At 42.7% G+C, this 19,746-nt stretch carries 22 protein-coding genes and 2 pseudogenes; 4 read left to right on the top strand and 20 right to left on the bottom strand.

The features are described 5' to 3' along the window. From AC1DLI_RS31970 to AC1DLI_RS31955, 4 genes and pseudogenes are all read right to left on the bottom strand, one after another. Positions 1-659: pseudogene (locus AC1DLI_RS31970) on the bottom strand (prephenate dehydratase); the annotation flags it as partial. Positions 660-1,328: 669 nt separating this feature from the next. Continuing rightward, positions 1,329-2,219 carry a phosphotransferase enzyme family protein gene (locus tag AC1DLI_RS31965; RefSeq protein ID WP_477609380.1) on the bottom strand — a complete coding sequence of 297 codons (891 nt, stop codon included), beginning with the start codon at positions 2,217-2,219 and terminating at the stop codon, positions 1,329-1,331. Positions 2,220-2,426: 207 nt separating this feature from the next. Then, the gene (locus AC1DLI_RS31960; RefSeq protein ID WP_477609378.1) at positions 2,427-2,570 is read right to left on the bottom strand and encodes a hypothetical protein; all 144 of its coding nucleotides are present in this window, start codon (positions 2,568-2,570) and stop codon (positions 2,427-2,429) included. 327 nt (positions 2,571-2,897) lie between these two features. Then, positions 2,898-4,664 carry an ABC transporter ATP-binding protein gene (locus AC1DLI_RS31955; RefSeq protein ID WP_477609388.1) on the bottom strand — a complete coding sequence of 589 codons (1,767 nt, stop codon included), beginning with the start codon at positions 4,662-4,664 and terminating at the stop codon, positions 2,898-2,900. Between the two features lie 1,084 nt (positions 4,665-5,748). Here AC1DLI_RS31955 and AC1DLI_RS31950 point away from each other — a divergent pair. Then, a complete protein-coding gene (locus AC1DLI_RS31950) occupies positions 5,749-6,873 on the top strand; it encodes an ATP-binding protein (protein WP_477609376.1) in 1,125 nt (374 codons plus the stop codon). 78 nt (positions 6,874-6,951) lie between these two features. Here AC1DLI_RS31950 and AC1DLI_RS31945 read toward each other — a convergent pair. From AC1DLI_RS31945 to AC1DLI_RS31915, 7 genes and pseudogenes are all read right to left on the bottom strand, one after another. Then, positions 6,952-7,316, bottom strand: a pseudogene (locus AC1DLI_RS31945) (DUF6262 family protein). A 68-nt stretch (positions 7,317-7,384) separates the two neighbouring features. Next, on the bottom strand, positions 7,385-7,642 hold the full coding sequence (locus AC1DLI_RS31940) for a hypothetical protein (protein WP_477609374.1): 258 nt from the start codon (positions 7,640-7,642) through the stop codon (positions 7,385-7,387). A 451-nt stretch (positions 7,643-8,093) separates the two neighbouring features. Next, positions 8,094-8,570 carry a hypothetical protein gene (locus tag AC1DLI_RS31935; protein WP_477609372.1) on the bottom strand — a complete coding sequence of 159 codons (477 nt, stop codon included), beginning with the start codon at positions 8,568-8,570 and terminating at the stop codon, positions 8,094-8,096. A 504-nt stretch (positions 8,571-9,074) separates the two neighbouring features. After that, positions 9,075-9,866: a class I SAM-dependent methyltransferase gene (locus AC1DLI_RS31930; RefSeq protein ID WP_477609370.1), complete on the bottom strand. Its 792-nt coding sequence runs from the start codon at positions 9,864-9,866 to the stop codon at positions 9,075-9,077. A gap of 182 nt (positions 9,867-10,048) precedes the next feature. Then, positions 10,049-10,621 (bottom strand): GNAT family N-acetyltransferase, encoded by a 573-nt coding sequence (locus tag AC1DLI_RS31925; RefSeq protein ID WP_477609368.1) that lies wholly within the window; start codon positions 10,619-10,621, stop codon positions 10,049-10,051. A gap of 594 nt (positions 10,622-11,215) precedes the next feature. Beyond that, positions 11,216-11,677 carry a DIP1984 family protein gene (locus AC1DLI_RS31920; protein WP_477609366.1) on the bottom strand — a complete coding sequence of 154 codons (462 nt, stop codon included), beginning with the start codon at positions 11,675-11,677 and terminating at the stop codon, positions 11,216-11,218. 353 nt (positions 11,678-12,030) lie between these two features. Next, entirely contained in the window at positions 12,031-12,291 is a 261-nt protein-coding gene (locus AC1DLI_RS31915) for a hypothetical protein (RefSeq protein WP_477609390.1), read from the bottom strand. Between AC1DLI_RS31915 and AC1DLI_RS31910 the strand changes: the two genes are divergently transcribed. Both AC1DLI_RS31910 and map read left to right on the top strand, forming a co-directional pair. Beyond that, on the top strand, positions 12,172-12,717 hold the full coding sequence (locus AC1DLI_RS31910) for a TetR/AcrR family transcriptional regulator (RefSeq protein ID WP_477609386.1): 546 nt from the start codon (positions 12,172-12,174) through the stop codon (positions 12,715-12,717). The two genes, AC1DLI_RS31915 and AC1DLI_RS31910, sit on opposite strands and share 120 nt — an antisense overlap. Positions 12,718-12,724: 7 nt before the next feature. Then, positions 12,725-13,471: a type I methionyl aminopeptidase gene (map, locus tag AC1DLI_RS31905; RefSeq protein ID WP_477609364.1), complete on the top strand. Its 747-nt coding sequence runs from the start codon at positions 12,725-12,727 to the stop codon at positions 13,469-13,471. A gap of 66 nt (positions 13,472-13,537) precedes the next feature. Here map and AC1DLI_RS31900 read toward each other — a convergent pair whose 3' ends face one another. From AC1DLI_RS31900 to AC1DLI_RS31865, 8 genes are all read right to left on the bottom strand, one after another. Further along, entirely contained in the window at positions 13,538-13,939 is a 402-nt protein-coding gene (locus AC1DLI_RS31900; RefSeq protein ID WP_477609362.1) for a diguanylate cyclase, read from the bottom strand. 69 nt (positions 13,940-14,008) lie between these two features. Continuing rightward, entirely contained in the window at positions 14,009-14,515 is a 507-nt protein-coding gene (locus tag AC1DLI_RS31895) for a hypothetical protein (protein WP_477609360.1), read from the bottom strand. 153 nt (positions 14,516-14,668) lie between these two features. Next, entirely contained in the window at positions 14,669-15,121 is a 453-nt protein-coding gene (locus tag AC1DLI_RS31890; protein ID WP_477609358.1) for a hypothetical protein, read from the bottom strand. Between the two features lie 101 nt (positions 15,122-15,222). Further along, positions 15,223-15,525, bottom strand: coding sequence for a hypothetical protein (locus tag AC1DLI_RS31885; RefSeq protein ID WP_477609357.1), 303 nt, complete (start codon positions 15,523-15,525; stop codon positions 15,223-15,225). A gap of 60 nt (positions 15,526-15,585) precedes the next feature. Further along, positions 15,586-15,948: a hypothetical protein gene (locus AC1DLI_RS31880; RefSeq protein WP_477609355.1), complete on the bottom strand. Its 363-nt coding sequence runs from the start codon at positions 15,946-15,948 to the stop codon at positions 15,586-15,588. 64 nt (positions 15,949-16,012) lie between these two features. After that, positions 16,013-16,447: a hypothetical protein gene (locus AC1DLI_RS31875; RefSeq protein WP_477609353.1), complete on the bottom strand. Its 435-nt coding sequence runs from the start codon at positions 16,445-16,447 to the stop codon at positions 16,013-16,015. Positions 16,448-16,574: 127 nt separating this feature from the next. Next, a complete protein-coding gene (locus AC1DLI_RS31870) occupies positions 16,575-16,901 on the bottom strand; it encodes a hypothetical protein (protein ID WP_477609351.1) in 327 nt (108 codons plus the stop codon). Positions 16,902-17,502: 601 nt separating this feature from the next. Next, on the bottom strand, positions 17,503-18,024 hold the full coding sequence (locus tag AC1DLI_RS31865; RefSeq protein ID WP_477609349.1) for a carboxypeptidase-like regulatory domain-containing protein: 522 nt from the start codon (positions 18,022-18,024) through the stop codon (positions 17,503-17,505). 315 nt (positions 18,025-18,339) lie between these two features. On the opposite strand from AC1DLI_RS31865, the gene AC1DLI_RS31860 reads away from it, so the two are divergent. Continuing rightward, positions 18,340-18,627, top strand: a complete 288-nt coding sequence (locus tag AC1DLI_RS31860; RefSeq protein WP_477609347.1) for a helix-turn-helix domain-containing protein — start codon at positions 18,340-18,342, stop codon at positions 18,625-18,627. Positions 18,628-18,788: 161 nt separating this feature from the next. Here AC1DLI_RS31860 and AC1DLI_RS31855 read toward each other — a convergent pair whose 3' ends face one another. Then, the gene (locus tag AC1DLI_RS31855) at positions 18,789-19,400 is read right to left on the bottom strand and encodes a TetR/AcrR family transcriptional regulator (protein WP_477609345.1); all 612 of its coding nucleotides are present in this window, start codon (positions 19,398-19,400) and stop codon (positions 18,789-18,791) included. Positions 19,401-19,746 lie beyond the last annotated feature (346 nt).

Here is a 19,746-nt window from a genome sequence, read left to right as displayed (position 1 = left end):
CACGTGAGGTTAATCCCCAGTGCAGAGAATACATTTAAAATCGAGGAAAGCACCCCAGGGTATTCATTGTTTGGGTTAATCAACATCATGGTTTTCTTTTGCTCTGCACGTTCYACTATGCCTTTACCTACAACGATGAATCGAGTATGATTTATTGAATTGTCTTGTATCTCACTCTCAAGTATTTTAAGACCATGCTCACCAGCGACCAATTTAGAGGCAATCGCGGCAATATTATTATCATTTGAATCTTTAACCAATTGCGCGGCCTTAGCTGTACTATCTGTGTATTCACATTTAAAACCATGCTTTTTAATGAAGTCTCTACATTGACTTATTGCAGGACTTATCGAACTTATTTTACTAATCGTATTAATGTTGCTATCTTGATTTCCGATCAAGTGAAGAGAAACTGTAAAAATAAGATCAGCCTCAATATGCAAGTCGTACATCAACAAACCATCAACGGTCATATGAATGTTACCAGCTATTGAATTTTCAATTGGGACAATACATTTATCGACTTCTTCGTTATGAACGGCTTCTAAGACATCCATTATGGATTAATACATAACCCAAATTGTTTGTTCAGAAAAAAACTGATGTGCAGCTTCTTCTGAAAATGTCCCCTTTGGACCTAAATAAGCAACTCTATTCATCCTCAAAAGCCCCTTGTTTTTTCACACAATTATACAGCTATTTTCCTTGAAATACATCATACTTTACCACGTTAACCTGCCCGTTAGCTTAATGAACTGTATATCTTTTCTACACTTCTTTTGAGTGCATTAATAAACCGAAACCATCCAATTAATCCAATAAGCAGCGGCACCAGTAATACCTGTGTAAGAACAGTTCCAAGTAATCGCGACATTATTAATAAACCAAAAACCTTATTTAGTGTTGCGACCTCATTTTCTCCTCTCAGGACTTATGGCAGCCCTTCTTGGGTTGAACTATCGCTACCCGTTAACTTAATGATTCCCTTCTTTAGTTAACAGTACAATCTCTTTTACTGTAAGTACAAAAGGCTTCTTCTTTGCAATACTCTTTCTGATCTTCACAGGTTCCACATAAACAACATAAACGATTGAACCTTGTACCCAACTTATCAATAGCGCCTTTTTTCCTTTGTTTGCCTAGCCTAAACAATCCACAACAAAGTGATTGGACTCTATTTTCTCGATCTGTCCTTCAAGTCCCTCATCATCAGGGATCAGTAGCAGACTGCCTCAGTGCCTGCTCCTGTCATTATTATTCCGTCATCGTACCCGTTATCGAAATGATTCACGCAAAATGGGTGTTTAAAAAAAGATCAATACTACGGTCTACCAAGCTGCTTCCTCCGCCAAGATACTTTGAAACAACTTGATTGCATCCGCCTTGGTTTCTTCCCCTAAATCATCCCTGATCCACACGTTTCGAGCACACTCAATTAGATCCTGAAGGACCCTTTCTAAGCGGTAGTAGGTGAGCACTTTCTCATCAACCTCTACGGCTCCGTACCCCTGAAAAAATGCATGGGCATGTGGATGACTGACAAAGATGAAATCACGCTCTTTGGGAGCGAACATCACCTCGTCCCAATCGATTACAAACACTTGCCCAGCCTGATCTCGGATCAAATTGGCTGGATGAAGATCCGCGTGACATATTACATACGGTATTGTTCGCGATTGGAGCAACCCTGCCAGCTTTTCCAATGAGGTCAACTTCTTGTGTATCGTCAACCTATGCTCTACCCAAGAAGCATGAAGTGTACGCTCCAAAATACTTCCGCCTTCAAAGAGTGCAAGTTGATGCTCAAAGGTTCGTATCCATCGAACATATTCCGTCGGATCAAAGGTCTCCTGTCGGAACGACTTAAATCCTTCAGGCGGCAAAATGAACTGGTGAATCCGTTTAAAGATAGTCCCCAACTTATTCCACTGCTCGGCTGTCATCCCCTTGAAGCTTGACTCCCCGTTGATAAAGGGATAGACAACGATTGTCCAATCCTCTAGATGGGTCCACAGGGTACCGCTCCTAGTAGAAATGGGATCCACGATACCTGTAATCCCCTGATCGTTGAGATATCGAGGAACAAGATATTGTGGTTCGTATAAAGGCCTAGACGTGACTTTGAGCAGATAGGCAGTTCCCTGCTCGCTAACCACATGATACACTGCGGAGCTGTAATCAAGTCCCAGCGGAAGAAACTCAAGTGTAGCGGGAGTCAAATTATACTGCTCCTTTAGACAGGATCGAAGGTGTTCCTCTGAAATCCTCGGTGAATTACGCATAGCTCCATTCATCCCATCCTTTATAGTTAAATATCTCATAGTCCACTTCTGTTAGTTCAACAAACAAAAAAGAGCCTTGACAACACAAGATTCTAAACTATCGTTCTCCTTTAGCGTAACAGTTGTTGGGTTGAGGATGAGATATTATGGTTTGTTCTTGCTTGCTTTATTTTTATATTCTTTTATCAAATGATATATATCAAGCTTCCATACCTTATTTTCTTTCTGCAAACCTAAGGCCAAGGAATGTGTCGTTGATTCTACCCCCACCGTAATAAGTACCGTCACCTTACTCTCCTCGGCCGTACTCTCATCCACATTTATGGAATCATAATATCTGTAATGTACCGCTGTTTCCGAATCATATTTAGTCGCTGTCTTTTTACAATAATCGGTCCTCATTAATTGTGAAATAATGCTGACCACTAGGCTAATCGACCTGTTAGTTTAATGTAATGAGCAGTCCACTGAAGTGCCTGCTCATATCAATTTGTGTTTTTCAACTATCGTATCCCCTTAGCTTAATTTCCCATCTCTCACCGTAAACTCCAAACGCTTACCTTTACCGGCTCGGTGAAGGCCTGGGAATGTCACCGGCTTCGCGTAGCAAAACGGTCAGAAATCACCAACAAATTCGCTAATCTGCTGTTTATGCCAGTAATCCATGAAGCGTCCGCCATTGCGGATTAAGGTTGCGGGACTTCCCGACTCCCTGATTCGTCCTTTTTCCAGAAATACCACTACACCGACATTACGAATAGTCGATAGCCGATGTGCAATTATGATTTTTGTGCTGTCTCCTGACCAGTCGGCAAGCCGCTGCTGCAATAGTGATTCGGTCTCCACATCCAAAGCGGAAGTAGGCTCGTCAAGAATAAGTATAGATGCATTGCGCAGAATCGCCCGCGCGATGCCGATCCGCTGCTTCTGTCCCTGGGAAAGCTTGATTCCTCGTTCGCCTACCCGGGTATCAAATCGCTCTGGCAAATCCTCGATAAATTCAAGTGATTGCGATAACTCCGCCGCCAACCGAATCTCCGGATCGCCGGCTTTCAGTTGACCTACCGCGATGTTTTCCCTTACGGTGCCGTCGAATAAGTAGATGTCCTGTGTCACGGCTGCGAGACAACCGCGCAAAGATTCAAGTGAATAGTCCTGAATGGGCACACCGTTAATGTGTATGGTTCCTGCTTGAGGCGTATATACTCGATAGAGAAGTTTAATAATTGTGCTTTTTCCCCCTCCGCTAGGCCCGACAAGCGCCATAGACTGACCGGCCGATATCTGGAAGCTGACATTCTTCAGAACAGGTTGACCTTCAGGATACGCGAACGTAACATTTTGAAACTCGATGGCTGGCGGTGTGAGCTGCAGGATTCGATCTCCACCCTTGTCCTCGGAGTCCATCTCCATCGTGTCCAGCAAGCTTTCCGTTCCGGCCGACACTCTTTGCAACGAATTAATGATACCCGTAATGTCGGCGAACGGCGCACTTGCCCGGTCAAGCAGAGTGATAAATGCAACGAGTGCTCCAGGGCCGATCTGACCGTTCACCATCAGGATCGCGCCAATCCCGATGCCGAAGAAATAGCCAAGCTTCTCTGGAAGAATCCTTATGAGATCACGGATCGCCTCCATTTTCTCGATGGCGACCCAGAGCTTGATTCCGCGATCACAAATTTCCCGAAAACGATGAGTGGCGGAAGTCTCCAGTTGATTCATCTTAATTTCACGCATACCCGCGAGCGTCTCTCCCAAATGGAAAAACACCTCGCCGCCGTGCTCCTGTTGCCTGGAAACCAGGTCCTTGAACGATTCTTTCACGACAAAATTGCTGAGCAGCTGCAGGGGGCCAACTAGTATAGCGACAATCCCCAAAAGCGGGTGGACCTTCAGCAAATAGACGCCAACCGCTACGAATGAGAATGGTAACGCAATCAATTTGAGAATATCGAAAACGATAAAATGCTTGAATACCTCAAGTTCATTAAATAGCAAATTCTCGGAGCGTGAGCTATGCCGGGTTTCGTGCTCGCTTAGCGACAAGTCTATCAGTTTCGACAGCATGATTTGCCGCATCGAGAACACGACATTCGTATTGACTATTTGATTGCATATACGGGCCAAAACCGTACAGATGAGCCCGAGCGCTACGAAACCGATTATTCCGACGAGAAGCATGTATAACTCGTTTTGCGACAGGCTTGTTCCGCCGTCAAAAAGACGTCTGCTCATTTCTGCCAGCATCAACGAAGCGCCAGTGCCGCACAGCTGTAGCAAAATAACGGACATATACCAATACTTATACTTGAGACATAGATTTAAAAATTGTTGAAACCCTCTTCGCCTGACGAGTGCCATGACACTTCGTTTCTTTACCACTTTCAACACCTCTGCCCCTATAATTGGAACATAATAGCTCGCTACCTTTTAAGGAATTATTCAATATAATTATGCAGTAAAACCCTAAAAAAGGAAATGTGCAAGATGAATTAAATTGAACTATACTGCCAGTTAGCTTAACAAAGAAAGGGAGCAGCTGCCGTAGCAAACTACTCCATGTTTGTTCAACTATCGTTTCCCGTTAGCTGAGAAACGAATGCTGATTAAGTAAAACCAAAGAACAAACTCCAATATCAGATGGGTATCGTATAAGCCAGATAGGTGGCAGAAATAGTTGGTCGTTTCTTTTTAGGACTAATCCCGTTTACAGGTTTAATGTGATTTCTATTAAAACCGAATCAAGATCTCAACAACGGAAACACCAACCAGTGGATGACGGTGTTGGCTTTATATTGAACTTTCGTTTCCCGTTAGGTTAATCAACTGGGAAAAAGACCATCGTAATTTAACACTCCGCGTCACGTATCAATTCTTTATTCCAATGAGTATCGGTGTAACCCCGATTATTCTTCCATTCAGCCAACATTCGTTTGCCTAATTTCTAAATCAGAGTAGGGAGCAGCCACAATTTCAATTAGAGTACTATAGTCCCCCGTACACATTGGGCAGGGCTCACACGTCGTATATAACGTAAGCCCGTTGTTTACAACATTTTTTTTGCTTTCAACATCTAATATCTTATGTCCAGCCTTTCTTTAGCATCTATTTCTGCATGTGATGTTGAATCACAGCTGGAAAAAACTCTATTTCTACCTCGACTAACAACGGTTTCTACAACTTTATTTCCACAGTTTATCAAGAGATAATTTTAAAGAAATCAATAAAATTAAGCTATTTAACATAATATCCATGACCATTATATTAAATTAGGTTATTTTCTTAATTGTTTTTAACTATCCTTCCCCTTACGTTAATCCCAGCAAGCAAAACTTCTCAACCTTCGTCAATCCGAATCAGTTTCTAATAATTTTATTAGATGTTATTTACAAGCGAGTACCCTCATGATAATATATACGTAGTTACGTAATTACGTTTTTAAATAACTTCAAAGAGGTGATATTAGTTGAATACTTCTAGGGATTACGGAATGGAGTTGGATATTCTTACGGGGGAAGTAAATGAGCTTAAACAACTTCTAAGTCAGTTTATCGATCTTCAATCGTCACACAAACCGTTATATTTAAATGATTTTAGAAAGGTTAGCTCTATAACAGAAGTTGAGAATGATTTAGGTACGATCTTTTATTCCGGTCAATATCGTGGACAAAAAGGGTTCAGATGGGATCCTCAACAAAGAAATGTTAGTCAATTGCTTGACCTCGACAGTGATAAGGGAGCAAAAGTGCTAGCTGCTCTCGGTAATAAGCAGCGATTGGACATCTTAACCACTGTGTTGCACGGACCACTTACTGGTTCAGAAATTGTAGATCAATTAAACATGGGAACTACCGGGCAACTTTACCACCACACTAAAGCTTTACTTGGAGCCGACCTTTTAGTTCAGGAGGAACGAGGTGGTAGATACTCCCTTCCCCCTCACCGAACACTGCCTTTACTCTTGTTACTCTCTGCAATATCCGACCTTCTTGATACAAGTAATTATATGGAGCTTAATGAAGCAAGAAATAATGCAGGAACATATCTAGGAGAACAACACGAGGGATACGATCCCAACCATCTTATATGGGCTGTGCTCGAAAATTCTGTACTAGAGCATGAAGCCGGATACTGTTCCGAAATAAGTATATTTCTTCAGAATGATGGGAGTGTTACTGTTGCTGATAATGGACGAGGCATTCCAATTCAGGCCCTACCTAATTCAAACAAGACACCAGTACAAACAGTTCTTACGGAAATAGGACACTATAATTCAAGTGCTTCTGTAGTCGCCCCAGGTGGACTTAAAGGAATTAATATGGCTGTGGTTAATGCACTCTCAGAGAGATTGTCCGTAGAGATTCGCCGTGAAGGCAAAGTGTTTCGTCAAGATTACAAACATGGAATCCCGCAATCTGAACTATTAATAATCGGGGTAACAAAGGAGACAGGTACCAGCGTTACCTTTAGACCGGATCAAGATATTATCTCTTCCAGCTTTGATAAAACTCAATTAATGAATCGCATTTCAGAACTTCAGGCCAATTATCCCAGTCTAAGTGTTGAAATTCTCGAGTRGAAGATGTCTTAGGCAACGGATTATCTCCGTTGCCTTTTAAACATGATAGCTTGTTAGCAAAGAAGGACAGGGAGAGGGAATAAATTTCACTTAAATCTTTAGATAAACCTCAGCATAAGAAATCTTCAATTGATCTCGAAGCTTCTTGTTTTCTTCCTCTAGCTTTTTCATCTTTCACTTAAAATAAGCAATTAAGGCGTCCTTATTGTTTTCATCCATTTCTCGATTCATTTGATTCCCTGTAGGCAATTTAGTCTGTTGTTGGCGAAGCAATTTGAGAATTATTATAGAGCGTGGCTTTGCTTAAGCGAGCCTCAGTTGCCACACTGTTAAAATTAATGCTCTCCTTAGCCTTAGTAAGCCGTCTAATTGCCTCATCCACCCCGTTGTATTGACTTTGCTTTCCGAACCACATGAATCTGCTTTAAATGCGTTCTGCGGTCGTAATCAGACATGTTTTGCACCTTGCTTTCCTCAACTATAGTCTCCCGTTAGCTTAATTTCCTCAGCCTAGACTTAAGCCTTAATCAAAAGAAACAATTTTCCAGCCATTTTTGATCTTAAAATAAGCTATTGAATAACCCAAATCCTTTGTTTCCGTTTCAAATTCAGCGCTTGCCATAACCTCCTTATACTTTGCAACACCGAAATCGTTTACGAAAGATTCACCAAACGTCAAACTCTTTAATTTAATGGTTGTATCCTCTGCATGTAACCACAAATAAAGTGCTAGATTACCTGGCTGTACTGTTTTTACTGGAGGATAAATTGTTTCATTCAATTTCAAAAAGTTTCGATTATTTGCATATCATCCAGTATGCTTATAGGTTCATTGCTCGGGAATTGACTCATTATAATTTCACATACCGCAGCATGTACGGGATATGGTGTCAACTGGGATAACAAAAGAAAGTCAGACTAAAATAGCAAAACAAATTATAACATCAGATAAGAAACACCTTAGTAAAATGAAGTTCTCAATAGTACGTGACGGTAAAAAATTTATATTTTTGTATTCAGATGTTATGGGATATATGTACGCTATAAGTGATGAAAAGGACAAAAGCAATTACAATCATTAAATTGAAAAAACATTTATTTATAACCACGTTATCCTGTTCATTAGCATTGAAAAGGCAGCCGATCATTTTGATCAGCTGCCTCAGTGTCTTTATTGAACTATTGTTACCCGTTCGCGTAATGTCGGCATCTTCATTGAACTACTTATATGCTCAGTTTATTAATTGGTTTATGGAATTTGAAAAGCTTATCCAGTCGCCACTATATCCTAAGTTCATCCCCCAACCCGATGACCTTAAATCATCTCCTACTTCCTTAAGTTCATTTTTTTGATCATTATTAAGCTTTGTATTTGGGAAGCCTGTATAATCTGGATATTTTGAAAAATAACTATACAGCTTCCATAAATCATTTTCTTGTCCTTTTGAAATAATTTCTGTACTTTTACCTGTAGTTATTAGGTCATTGATACCTTCTCTAATATCCTCAATCTTTTCAAGTACAGTATTTTCTTCTTTCCAGTTATTCTTTACCTGATAATCAATCGCGCTTTCCAATTGAACTAAATCCCCTTGCAAGGACATATTAGAAAATCCATTTTTTAGCTGGTTCAACTTTAAGCCGCCATAAGTTAATAAGATAATATTTATCAAGACAGATATGATGATAATGCTGTTTTTGTACTTCATATTGTCTCCTTTCGTTCTGCTACAACCTGACCTTTAGCGTAACGGAAAATGAAGCAGCTGCCCCCGGCGGCAAACTGCTCCAATCTAAACAATCGTTAACCGTTAGCGCAATGCCAATGCAAGAAAAAAGACCCACTATATCAAGTGACTCCTGATCTCTTAAAACCTGAAATTGCTTCTTTAATTATTTTTCCTGAGTTCTCGACGAACCACCGGTGCCACTTGCGTTGCTAAAAGTTCAATAGCATTTGCAACCTTGTCTGGCATCTTGAGCAGCTTGACGAAAAATATCTACCAACGGTTTAACTCAGAGTGGGTCGGCACCAAGAATTCCAAGTGCCATGTCAAACCAAATTCTCCCTGCTCTTGAGGAACTCTCAGGTGTTCCGCCCACGCCAACCCAAATCGAAAGTGATGGTTGAAAGGGACGAGGATCAATATTTTAAGCCGAAGTAACAAATCTAGGAGCTGCCGCGAGGTAAGCTCCTTCACTATCGTGCCCGTTCAACGAACAGTCTTCGGCTTCCCTTTTTTTGCGGTAACAATAGGTTGATAATATCCCGAATCTGCTGGCATGTGCCAATCAATGTTGTCAAAACCGGTGGCACTTAATATCTGACTGAATTCGTCTCTGAGCAGAGCCCTGTAAGTTGTTCGTTGAACACTTGTATTCCATTTCCCCTCACATTCAATCAAGATGAAATGATTTACCGAGTAGGTTCTGTCATCATTCGACCAATCCCACACCTGAAAAACGACACGTTTGCCATCATCGAACACGCGTGGCTTGGTAGCATGCTCCTTTAGTTGTACGTGATGGTCATAGTCCCTAATAGTAATTAACAGTAAACCGCCTTCAGATAGCTTTGCATGCATATTACGGCAAGCCGCTGCTAGATCCTCATCGGTTAGCAGATGGGGAATAGCATTGTCAGCTGACAATACAATTGAAAACTCTCCTTCAACGTCTTCGTGCAAAGTACGAAAATCTGCTACACCAAAATTGATAGTTACTCCTGCCTTTTCTGCTTCTTTTGCTCCACGGGCAACGGATTGCGGGCTAATATCGGTTGCAGTTACGTCATAACCAAGTCGAGCCAACCCAATGGCTTGTGTTCCGATCCCGCACGAGGCGTCCAAAAGTGTTTTTGATTTGTGTTCGAAATGAACACGAGGGGAACGAATAAACTGATCCAGAATTTGACCTTGTTGCGATACAGTTTGATACCAATCGTCGAAAATGAGGTGATACTCAACCGAGAGTTCATCATAAAAATTTGTTATTGAATCCTTCATTGTGATTCCCCCTTTTAAACATAGTATGTCACTTGCTTACAGTGAACACGATTATAAATTCATATAAACTGCTATATTATTTCAATTTAACCTATCCATCACCAATAAATTGAAATAACAAATGAAGCCCTCAATCCCAAGGGATACCACTAATCTCCTATTGTTGTATACTGCCCGTTAGCTTAATATTCTTTCCACATACTTACTTTGTTTTTTATTGTTTTTATTAATTCTATATTAGCAAATGTACTTTCTGAATATACCTTGTCCCCATAAATACCACTTATTCCGTTAAAACCTGCCTTTGTCCAGAATCTAATAGCTGGCCAATTTTTGACTGCAATATTTGCTCGTATAAACTTATATCCTAATCTATTAAGCTCATTACATAATTGAGCTTCTGTCTCAATTCCATAACCTCGTCCTTGTAAATCTGTACTAATGTACAAAAACACAATATATGTAGAATCAAGTGTTGGATATCCATGGTACAAACTTAATACTCCTATTAATCCCTTATATACTCTGTGTTTAATAGTAAAGATACGATACTTCTCTTTCTCCCCTTCCGGGGGCAAATCCCCTGAATAATAACAGTGTTCAATGTGCTTTTGATCATATTCATTACCGTCCCATTGGTTCATATACCGACTACCTGAATACAAATGTTGTACTTCTGTAATTTCATTCTCGCACATTCTACTGAATATAAGATTAGTCGATTCCCAAAAATCAGGAAGTAAATTAATTGTCAAGCAAGTCACATCCTTTGGTAATTGTCACATTTAATAATAATTAATTTAGTCAAAAATAGTAAGAGGGAAGCATATACTAGGCTTTTCAACTATCCTGCCCGTTAGTTGAGAACACGGCCGCAAGGTATCCGGCTGCCGTTTCTTCGTGCTTATTTAGCTATTGTGTCCCGTTTGAGAAAGCACTTCTAGCTACTGTGCTGCAGATCACAACGAGCGTGTAGCATCCTCGCATGTTCTGTGAGAGGAGTACAGCTGTCCTTTTACCATTGTTGACGACAGGACTTCATTTTTTATGCTTCTCGATCATGTTCAGCCCTTCGTCATCCATAAAAAAAGAGACAGGCTAGCAATATGCCAACTGTCTCATCAGCTAAAAATTGAACAAGTCCCCGAACCCGCCCTCACCTAACCCATACATCAGCACGTGGTAGTTACATTAAAAAACATACAGCCTAGTTACATGCTATCGCGCACTCTTGTTACATTATTGGGCTAATTCGTTATGTTTTGTAGACATGGCCCTGCATCTACATCAAGGTCCAACTACCCGTTGGCGGGTTGTTCTCACCTGTATGATTTAGGTTACCAACTTGTTTAGTTATCCAGTATATCCGTGCTCCAATTTTTCTCCTGAATCTTGAAGTCCAACTCGCGGTATTTCCTTGACAGCTCGTCGACCTCTTTTTGAAGATCTTTTATCTCAACTGTCGTGTAAAATTTCACTTCTTGCCGACTGTATCGTTCCTGCTTAATGGAAGCCTCGTTAAGCAATTCATTAAGGATATTGCGATGCTGCATGATGCGATCACGTTCCGCCAGCGCTTCTGCCAAGCTCATGCTTGTATCGAACGCGCTTAATGTATTTGTCTTATTAATCTTCTTCACCCAGACAGCCAAATCACCCAGCGTCCGACTTAATTCATCCAGCAGCTCGGTTGGAGATTCCGAAGGCTTCTCTCCTTCTTGAACCTTTATGACTCTCCCAAGACGCTGCTTGATCTGCGCCAACTTCCGTTGGCAGTCCGCTCGCATTACGAGTGCTTCTGCTACTCTCATCGCTAATCCCCTCCGCTATCTTCAGAACAAACACAGTAATCCTAATATACCAATTTATATCTTATTTTCCAATTGTTTTTATATTATCTATACAAGCCAAAAACTTCAGCAAAAACTGTACGTATCTCGAGATCACTACGCTATTCTGCCCGTTAGCTTAATGCTGCTACCGCCGCGCTCCCCTCCTCCTCCACTTTACTATGTATCTCCTTTTTCTTGCTATAAAAAAACCTGCGGTGATTCTAAATCACCACGGATCGCCACTTCCAGAACACCACCGCCTCCGCAACTACCTGCCTGGAGATCTGTCTGTGTTCAGTTCACTAAAGAACTTTATTTACAATTAAAGAACTTTATTTTCTTTCACCAACAGATAATTTGCATATCTCCGCCCCATGCGTTACAATCTTTACATCGACAAATTTGCAGGTCAACAAAAGGAGGTTTACGCGCCCATGTGCCCCCGTACCAAAGAACAAAATGAGCTCATCCGCATGCAGCGCAGAGAACAGATCCTGGACGCCGCCGCGCGCGCCTACTTCCGCACTGGCGGCGGCTTTGATATTCGCGACGTCGCCCGCGAGGCCGCGCTCGGTTACGGCACGGTTTACCATTATTACCCCAACCGGTATTTATTGATAGAAGATGTGCTGGGCAGCGGCTTCGAGCGATGCGAGCAAGCCCTGGCAGAATGGGCGAACATCCGCGGAGGCAGCCCGGATGACAGGCAGCTGTTTACGTTTTGCAAGGCACTGCTCCGGCTGTGGCAGTCGGACGCCCGCGCATATCTCGTCTACAAGATGGCGGCGGAGCATTATGCCGGCTTGCCTGCGAAGGATCGGCACACCGCCAAGAGACGATTCATGGAACGGCTGTACGTTCCGCTCCAATCGATCGCCCAGCGCGAAGACGACAGCGTCGACCATATGCTTGCCGTGCTGGTCGGCTGCTGCGGGCTGCACTACTATGCTGGCACTTCCGAGCTGAACGTCGATCGAATCGCCCAGCTCGCGATGCAAGCCATTACGAAGGAGTCCTAATACGAACATGGTCATCTTAAAAAACAAGCATGAAATCGAGGCCATCCGCAAGGCATGCCAAGTGGTGGCCGAATGCCATCGCACGATCGCCCCGCTCATCCAACCGGGCATCACGACGAACGAGATTGAGCGCATCTTCGAGGACATAATCTTGAAGCACGGCGCCATGCCCTACACGAAGGGCTACAAGGGCTATCAATATGCGACCTGCGCCTCCGTCAACGACGTGATCGCGCATGGCTTCCCTAGCGATAAGCCACTTGAGGAAGGCGATATCGTGACGATCGACACGGTCGCGGAGCTCGACGGTTGGCTCGGTGATTCGGCCTGGAGCTATGCGGTCGGTAAGATCTCGCCGACGGCCGAGAAGCTGATGAGCGTCACGAAGGAATGCCTTGACCTCGGCATCGCGCAGGCGCAGCCCGGCAATCGGCTCGGCGACGTGACGAGCGCGATCCAGCGGCATGCCGAATCGAACGGCTTCGGCGTCGTGCGCGACCTTCTCGCGCATGGCATCGGCCGGGACCTGCACGAGGCGCCGAACTATATGCATGTCGGCAAGCCCGGCAAAGGCCTCCGCATCAAGGAAGGCATGGTGTTCACGATCGAGCCCATGATCACCGAAGGCACCTACTACATGACAATCGATGCGGACGACTGGACCGCGCGGACGCTGGATCGAAAGCTCGCCGCCCAATACGAGCATACGATCGCCATCACGGCTGAAGGTCCACAGATCCTGACCGCGCAATAGAATAATTAGAAGCCGACCAACGAGATGGTCGACTTCTTTTTTACGTATTCGGCATAGCATCTTTCTTCATCCGATACATGCGTTGCGTTCATCCTCTCTCTTATAGAGCTCATCAGCATTTGCTCCGTCTTCCGGATAATGGCTGGCTCCGATACTTACGGTAATCGACAGCTCGTTCCCGTCTTCAAGCCGAAGCAGGTTCGCGGACAGCGTAGCCTCAAGGATCGTGATGAGGCTGCTCGCCTGGGTGCGATCACATGCCAGTACGACGAATTCATCTCCGGCGAACCGCACGACAAAATCGGAAACGCCGGCTGACTCGGATAATAACCGGGCCAGATGACGCAATGCAAGGTCTCCCGCATGAAGGCCATGTTTGTCGTTAATCGAGCAATTCTCTCCTTTATTTCGACTGCGGTCCCATTGCGTTATTCTGCCCGTAGCGTAACGAAAAAACAGCCGATCCATGCCCAGCTGCCGCGGTTACATTATTCAACTAATATTCTCCGTTAGCGCAGAAAAGGCAACACGCACTGTTTATTTTTTCGGATTATAGTCAATCAACATTGACCGATTGGCTTCGTTCAGAAAAATATCTATTGTAGAGCCAGACATAAGTTCAATCATGAATCCTTGTTCCACGGTTTGAAATATTTTAATAACCTCTCTGTTTTTCATTTTTTTTAATTCTTCTTCATAGAAATCCATGAATGTTTTTTCATTAGCATAGGTTAAGTAAAAAGGGGAACAGGCATCTTCTTTTCCCTTAAGAACTGTTCTGTTGGGGAGTGGGATTGATATATGCGTCAGTTCCGCCGTATAGTCGCATTCATAAACCTTGCTGGAGAAAAAATAACTTTTTACATAATTGTTGAATTCAGCATTCCAAAAGTAAATCCCACATAAAACAACCAGCGGTGTTGTGACAAGCAGAATTTTTTTCATCGGACTTAAATCTTTTTTAATGCTGAAAATCGCAATGATTACAATCAAAGCAACTAACAATAAACCACTATAGAAAAAATAGAGAATATTTCCCGTCATGTAATCGCCCCCTTTTGTAATTATAGACGAAAACAACAAAAACAATGTTGTGCATTAACTACGCGTCGCTGGGTTGCGTAAGCCTGCCCGATATCGCAACGACGGCAGCCGATCTTTTGGGCCGGCTGCCGTTGTGTCGTCTTTAAGCTATAGTTATCCGTTAGTTGAACGCCAACTATAACTAAATGAAGGCGGTTTAATACGAGCGAAATCTCTATGTACTAAAGCAAATTTGTTATCTGGATCCCACAATGATTTTGAAAACGTAATCACCTCATTTTCCCCGCGGGGAGTATGCTCTTTCTTAATATCTACCTTTACATCGACGATTTCCATATCAGATCTTTCATCAAAAAAGCTATCCAGCGCTAACTCGTCGCCTTCGTCTACATCATAGAACATTGTTAACGTCGTTCCTTTAATGTGTAGTAAATCGTGCTCATCGATTACCCATTTGAACTTTTCCACAATATTCTGGCATGGATGAGCATAGCACAACCAACCTTCACCACTGGGGAGGAAAGTAACAATAACATCCTCCATAGCTCCTGGAGCATATAAGTAATCTAAGGACCACAAACCAGTAATTCGCATTTCTAAAGACAACGTATTCCCTCCGTATTCATTGGAATAAGTAACCGTCCTTTGACAGGCTTTCCTTGCATTTTATTGCGCTATCGTTACCCGTAAGCTTAACGAACTATGCGTTAATCAGCGTCATTAGAATATTGTTCTTTTTCGATCTGAACCCAATTAATCAAACCATCCCTCGATGGATAAGTTTCTTCATATTTGCAATTATCCTCTAGCAGGCGACTTCCCTTGTTAGTTAATTTTGCTGGTATTAAAGAATAATTACTACCTACTCTTAACACTCTTTCTAAGTAATCTTGTTTCTCGAGAAGWCGAATCATACTCTCAAATTCATGATCTTCTATGCCATAATCCTTCCCTTCAGGTATATAATCTTTCCTATTAATTTCCCTTAGAATACTATAGCCAACCCTCATACCATCTCWCCTTTTTATTACGCCTGCTCATCCATAATTCAACTATCGTCCCCCGTTAGTTCAATCACTTATCTCGGACTCCACCCTAAACTCGATCCATTCAATCCCAGTGACCTCGGTTTTAGTGGTCAATCCACGAAATTTCCACATCCCTGGTTCAGAAATGTATGGGCCAGTAACTTCCCATTGATAAGCCAACTTGTGAGAGATGACTAATGCTGCAAAAACAGCATCAGCAATTTCGTCCATATTTAAAGGTGTACTAAAAACAACATCGAATAAGGAGGAGTCCTTCCAATAACGTTCACACGAAATTAGAGTACTCTTCATGTCACATACTTCATTAAAACTTGTAAGCAGCTTATGCACTTTTTCCTCTCTATTCACTTTGAAAAAAGCGTGCCAATAAATGTAATTGTGCATATTAATCCTCCGACCTGTTGACCCATTACTTATCAGTTATCGTCCCCTATTAGTTCAGCTACAACTACAAAAAGGATGGTGGTTCAAGAAGAGTAATGTCTCTGTGTACCAAAGCAAATTTGCACTCCGTCAACCCAAACGGCTGCGAAAATGAAATTACCTCGTTCTCTCCTAGTGAAGTAGGCTCTAAGGTAATCTCAACCCTCAAATCTCGGAAAAACAAATCAGAAGCTTTTTCAAAATAATTTTCCAGCTCAGATTCATCATCTTCATCTACATCATAACATGCCGTCGATGTTGTTCCTTTGATTTGCATCAAACCACGATCATCAATATCCCAATTGAATTTATCAACAATGTGCGTGAAAGGATGGCAATAGTACAACCAACCGTCTCCAGTTGGCGTGAATACGATTTCTACATCCTCCATAGCACCTGGTGAACACATTTTGTCCAATGACCATAAACCGATTACTTCTTTTTCTAAAATACCATCCATAAAATGGGTAACCTAACGTAGATTACTGCCAGTTAGTTCAATAAAAAGAGCAGGCATCGCAGCCTTGCTCATCATGAGTGTTATTATACTATCGTTCACCGTTAGCGTAATACGCTGTGAGTCAATATCACTCAAAATGAAACACGTTTTTTCCATCTTTATTAAAACCATTCAGAATGAATCCATTATGATAATTTCCAATGTATTTATCCTGCAAAGCGAACCATAGTCTGTTCCAATCGAATAATTCTACTATTTCTGCGTCTTTATCAATGTATTTGTCAGAGCCTTTGTGCTTGATATGAAGCGTGCTAATCTGCGCTTCTTTTATTATGCCGTAGTAAAGCTGGTACTTCTGTTCTTCATCTTTTGCATTGGAATCTAGGTTAACCCAACCCCAAGTAGGGAAAGCCACAGTACCACCGCCAAAGCCCCATTTATATTTGTCACCCAACTGTTACCCGTTAGTTCAACAGAGGATCATATCAAAATTAGTCTTGATTGTTTTATTATCCTAAGTTTCCTTGACTAATATCTTGTTTAGCTAAATCTAAAGCCACCGCGATTTTAATCTGATTCCATTTGCTGAGCCCCTTACTCAAATATTCAATAGTTCGCACATCTATAATCGGAGCAATTATATCGTCTAAGCGATCTAGCTCAATTTGAATAATCGAATGTGTATCCACCAAGAAAGTGATAATACCTCGCCCTGATCGGGTACCCAATCAAGGATGTATGCTGTTTTCATTGCAGGAAAGGCTTTTTTAATAATGTTAAAAAACCTACGCATGGACATATCGTTGAATAAATGAATTCGTGAACTCTGTAATTCCTTTCTGAACTCCTGTTCTTTAATAATCCCTCTAAGCTTCATGCACCCGCCTTCTTTCTACGAAACATCCTGAGCTCTTCTTACGCTTGTTACAACATCCTGCCCGTTAGTTGAGCGAAGGGCTGTAACGGCAGCCCTTCAGCATTGAACTATCGTGTCCCGTTAGCTTAACGTGTCGTGCCTCTTTGAATATAGAGCAAAAGTATTTACTCCAGCTAAACTATTGTTCCTTTTTAACGGTGCTCTTTTTCGATGTTGCACTCCATGGCATATCGACCTCACCGAAGCCTTCTGCTCCTTGAATCTGTTTCTGTTTTACAAGTCCAATTTGCTTCGCATAGTAATCTAACATTTCAAATACCGTAAACCGATGAAACCCAGCATCGAATGACGGTTCATTCCGAGCGTCAGGTTTAATCGGTCTAAGAGTAATTGCTACCTTACCTTTTCTATTTCCATGCTCGTTTACTGGGACATTGCGATTAATAAATTCATTAAACCCATCTGCCACCGTAATCACAGTCACTAGACCCATATTCTTAGTTGGAAAACGCGGATCGATCGGAGTATTTATTTTGATGCTCCACTGCCCTTTACTATCTGTTAAACCATTTGCAACAATATTTCCCTTGTAATCAATTATAATTAGACGCGCATTAGGTATAGGTCTAAATGATTTATCATTAAACGGTTTCTTCTTCGTTCCGTATCCGTCGATAACAGAAGATACTTTAAAATACATAATTGCTTCAACGTAACCTTTTGAGGGTGCATCAGTAGGAGATGAATCAGCAAAAGCAGTGGAGGCACTTACCAGAAGGCAGAGAACCAACATTACGGACTATTTACTTATCACTATTCCACCTCAATGTTTTTGGGATATTCTTCCCTTAATGAGGAAAATCATTACGCTATACTGCCCGTTCGTATTATGAGATCAACCATTTCTTTCTGGTTGATCCTTTTTGCACTAGCTTCGAGGATTAGAGTAGCCGGGTTGAACGCAACTGCCCGTGGGACTTTATCCCGAGCGCTATAATGTTCACCCCTACTTGTCATGACCATGATTGAGGCTGGTTGGGACATAGATCCCGTATCACATGCGATGCTGTGGGTCATAATGTTTGGTCTTGGTAAACCAAGAAGCAAATTCGGGAAATGGCTTGATGAAAGGGGAATCAAACAACAGTGGGTTGCAAAAAAAAGTAAAGTAAGTCGTGGGACGATTAGTCAACTTGCTATAGATGATGGAAGGTTACCAACATACAAGAATGCAAAGAAAGTAATAAAAGTTCTACGGGAAATAGATCCTTCAATTCGAGCTGATCAATTTTGGGATGTATGAAGCCATTGATTGAGAGCAGCAAAATGATGTTTCCAGAACATGTAGTGCGAATTAATGATAGGGGCCATTGGAACTATCCTGCCCTTTACTTCAACAACAAACCAGCAGCGGATCTCTGATCTGCTGCCGGTTTGTTGTTTCATATTCTTCTGAACTAAGGATTAGGATGACTTTCCAGAAAGTGTGGAACTGCCGGCAGGCCAGGTCGAGAGCGCTTGCTCAACAACAGCCTCTAACATGTCGCGACTGAAGCCGGCCTTGGCTTGAACAGCCATACCGTGGAGCACCGTCAGCACGAATACAGCTAACGCAGCACAGTTAGTAGTCTCCGGCAGATCTCCCTCTTGCTTTGCCCGTTCGAAGCGATTGCGCAGCGACGCTTCTCCGTCTGCACGCGCATCGATCAAGGCACGCCGAATAGGTTCGGTATCGTCCGTACCAGCCAAGGCGCCGTGGACACCTAGACACCCTTTGCGATCCGGGTAACGAGTATTTAATTCGGCCGCTCTAAGGAGGATGTGTGCGGCCACCTCCCGCGAGGTCGGCAGCTCCAGCGCAACCGGGATGAAATCCAGGTACTGCACATAATAGCGCTCCAGAACTCGGCGGAACAACGCTTCCTTGTTGCCAAATGCTGAATAGAGCGCGGGTCGTTCGACACCCGTGGCCTGCGTCAGGTCGGTGTACGACACGCCCTCGTAGCCTTTACTCCAAAACACGCAAAGCGCCGCTTCCAGTGCTTGATCCACATCGAATTCGCGCTTACGTCCCATCAGTCAGATCACCTCGCTTTTTTTGTAACGGCCGATATTAAAAAGGTTCATGTCCAATTTTCATACTATACGTTATCGTAACACACGTTACAGATCGCTGCCAGTCCATCGGGCAAGGACCTGCGGCAGCGCACGACGGCGAAATACTCGGCCGTCTGGATCTTGTGTCACACATCAGGCGCCAAACCCAGCCCGAGCTGATGGCCAATCTTGCCAGAGCGCGACGCATCATCCTAACGTGACGCCACCTGACGTCCCTGCAATTGACCCATTGACAGTGCGCGATAAAATGTATAAAACAACTTAACGTAATGATCGTTATGATATATTGACAGCGAGCGACAAA

This window comes from Paenibacillus sp. 01T443 (assembly GCF_056398325.1).
The sequence above is the reverse complement of the archived record's forward strand: the minus strand, read 5'-3'. Positions and strand labels throughout refer to the sequence as shown.

Excerpts from the sequence above, each read along its gene's own strand:
- AC1DLI_RS31935 (WP_477609372.1), bottom strand. The coding sequence starts at position 8,570 with ATGAAGTACAAAAACAGCATTATCATCATATCTGTCTTGATAAATATT.
- AC1DLI_RS31930 (WP_477609370.1), bottom strand. The coding sequence starts at position 9,866 with ATGAAGGATTCAATAACAAATTTTTATGATGAACTCTCGGTTGAGTAT.
- AC1DLI_RS31920 (WP_477609366.1), bottom strand. The coding sequence starts at position 11,677 with ATGAGAGTAGCAGAAGCACTCGTAATGCGAGCGGACTGCCAACGGAAG.
- AC1DLI_RS31910 (WP_477609386.1), top strand. The coding sequence starts at position 12,172 with ATGCAGCGCAGAGAACAGATCCTGGACGCCGCCGCGCGCGCCTACTTC.
- AC1DLI_RS31915 (WP_477609390.1), bottom strand. The coding sequence starts at position 12,291 with ATGGTAAACCGTGCCGTAACCGAGCGCGGCCTCGCGGGCGACGTCGCG.
- map (WP_477609364.1), top strand. The coding sequence starts at position 12,725 with ATGGTCATCTTAAAAAACAAGCATGAAATCGAGGCCATCCGCAAGGCA.
- AC1DLI_RS31900 (WP_477609362.1), bottom strand. The coding sequence starts at position 13,939 with ATGGATCGGCTGTTTTTTCGTTACGCTACGGGCAGAATAACGCAATGG.
- AC1DLI_RS31895 (WP_477609360.1), bottom strand. The coding sequence starts at position 14,515 with ATGACGGGAAATATTCTCTATTTTTTCTATAGTGGTTTATTGTTAGTT.
- AC1DLI_RS31880 (WP_477609355.1), bottom strand. The coding sequence starts at position 15,948 with ATGCACAATTACATTTATTGGCACGCTTTTTTCAAAGTGAATAGAGAG.
- AC1DLI_RS31875 (WP_477609353.1), bottom strand. The coding sequence starts at position 16,447 with ATGGATGGTATTTTAGAAAAAGAAGTAATCGGTTTATGGTCATTGGAC.
- AC1DLI_RS31865 (WP_477609349.1), bottom strand. The coding sequence starts at position 18,024 with ATGTATTTTAAAGTATCTTCTGTTATCGACGGATACGGAACGAAGAAG.
- AC1DLI_RS31860 (WP_477609347.1), top strand. The coding sequence starts at position 18,340 with ATGACCATGATTGAGGCTGGTTGGGACATAGATCCCGTATCACATGCG.
- AC1DLI_RS31855 (WP_477609345.1), bottom strand. The coding sequence starts at position 19,400 with ATGGGACGTAAGCGCGAATTCGATGTGGATCAAGCACTGGAAGCGGCG.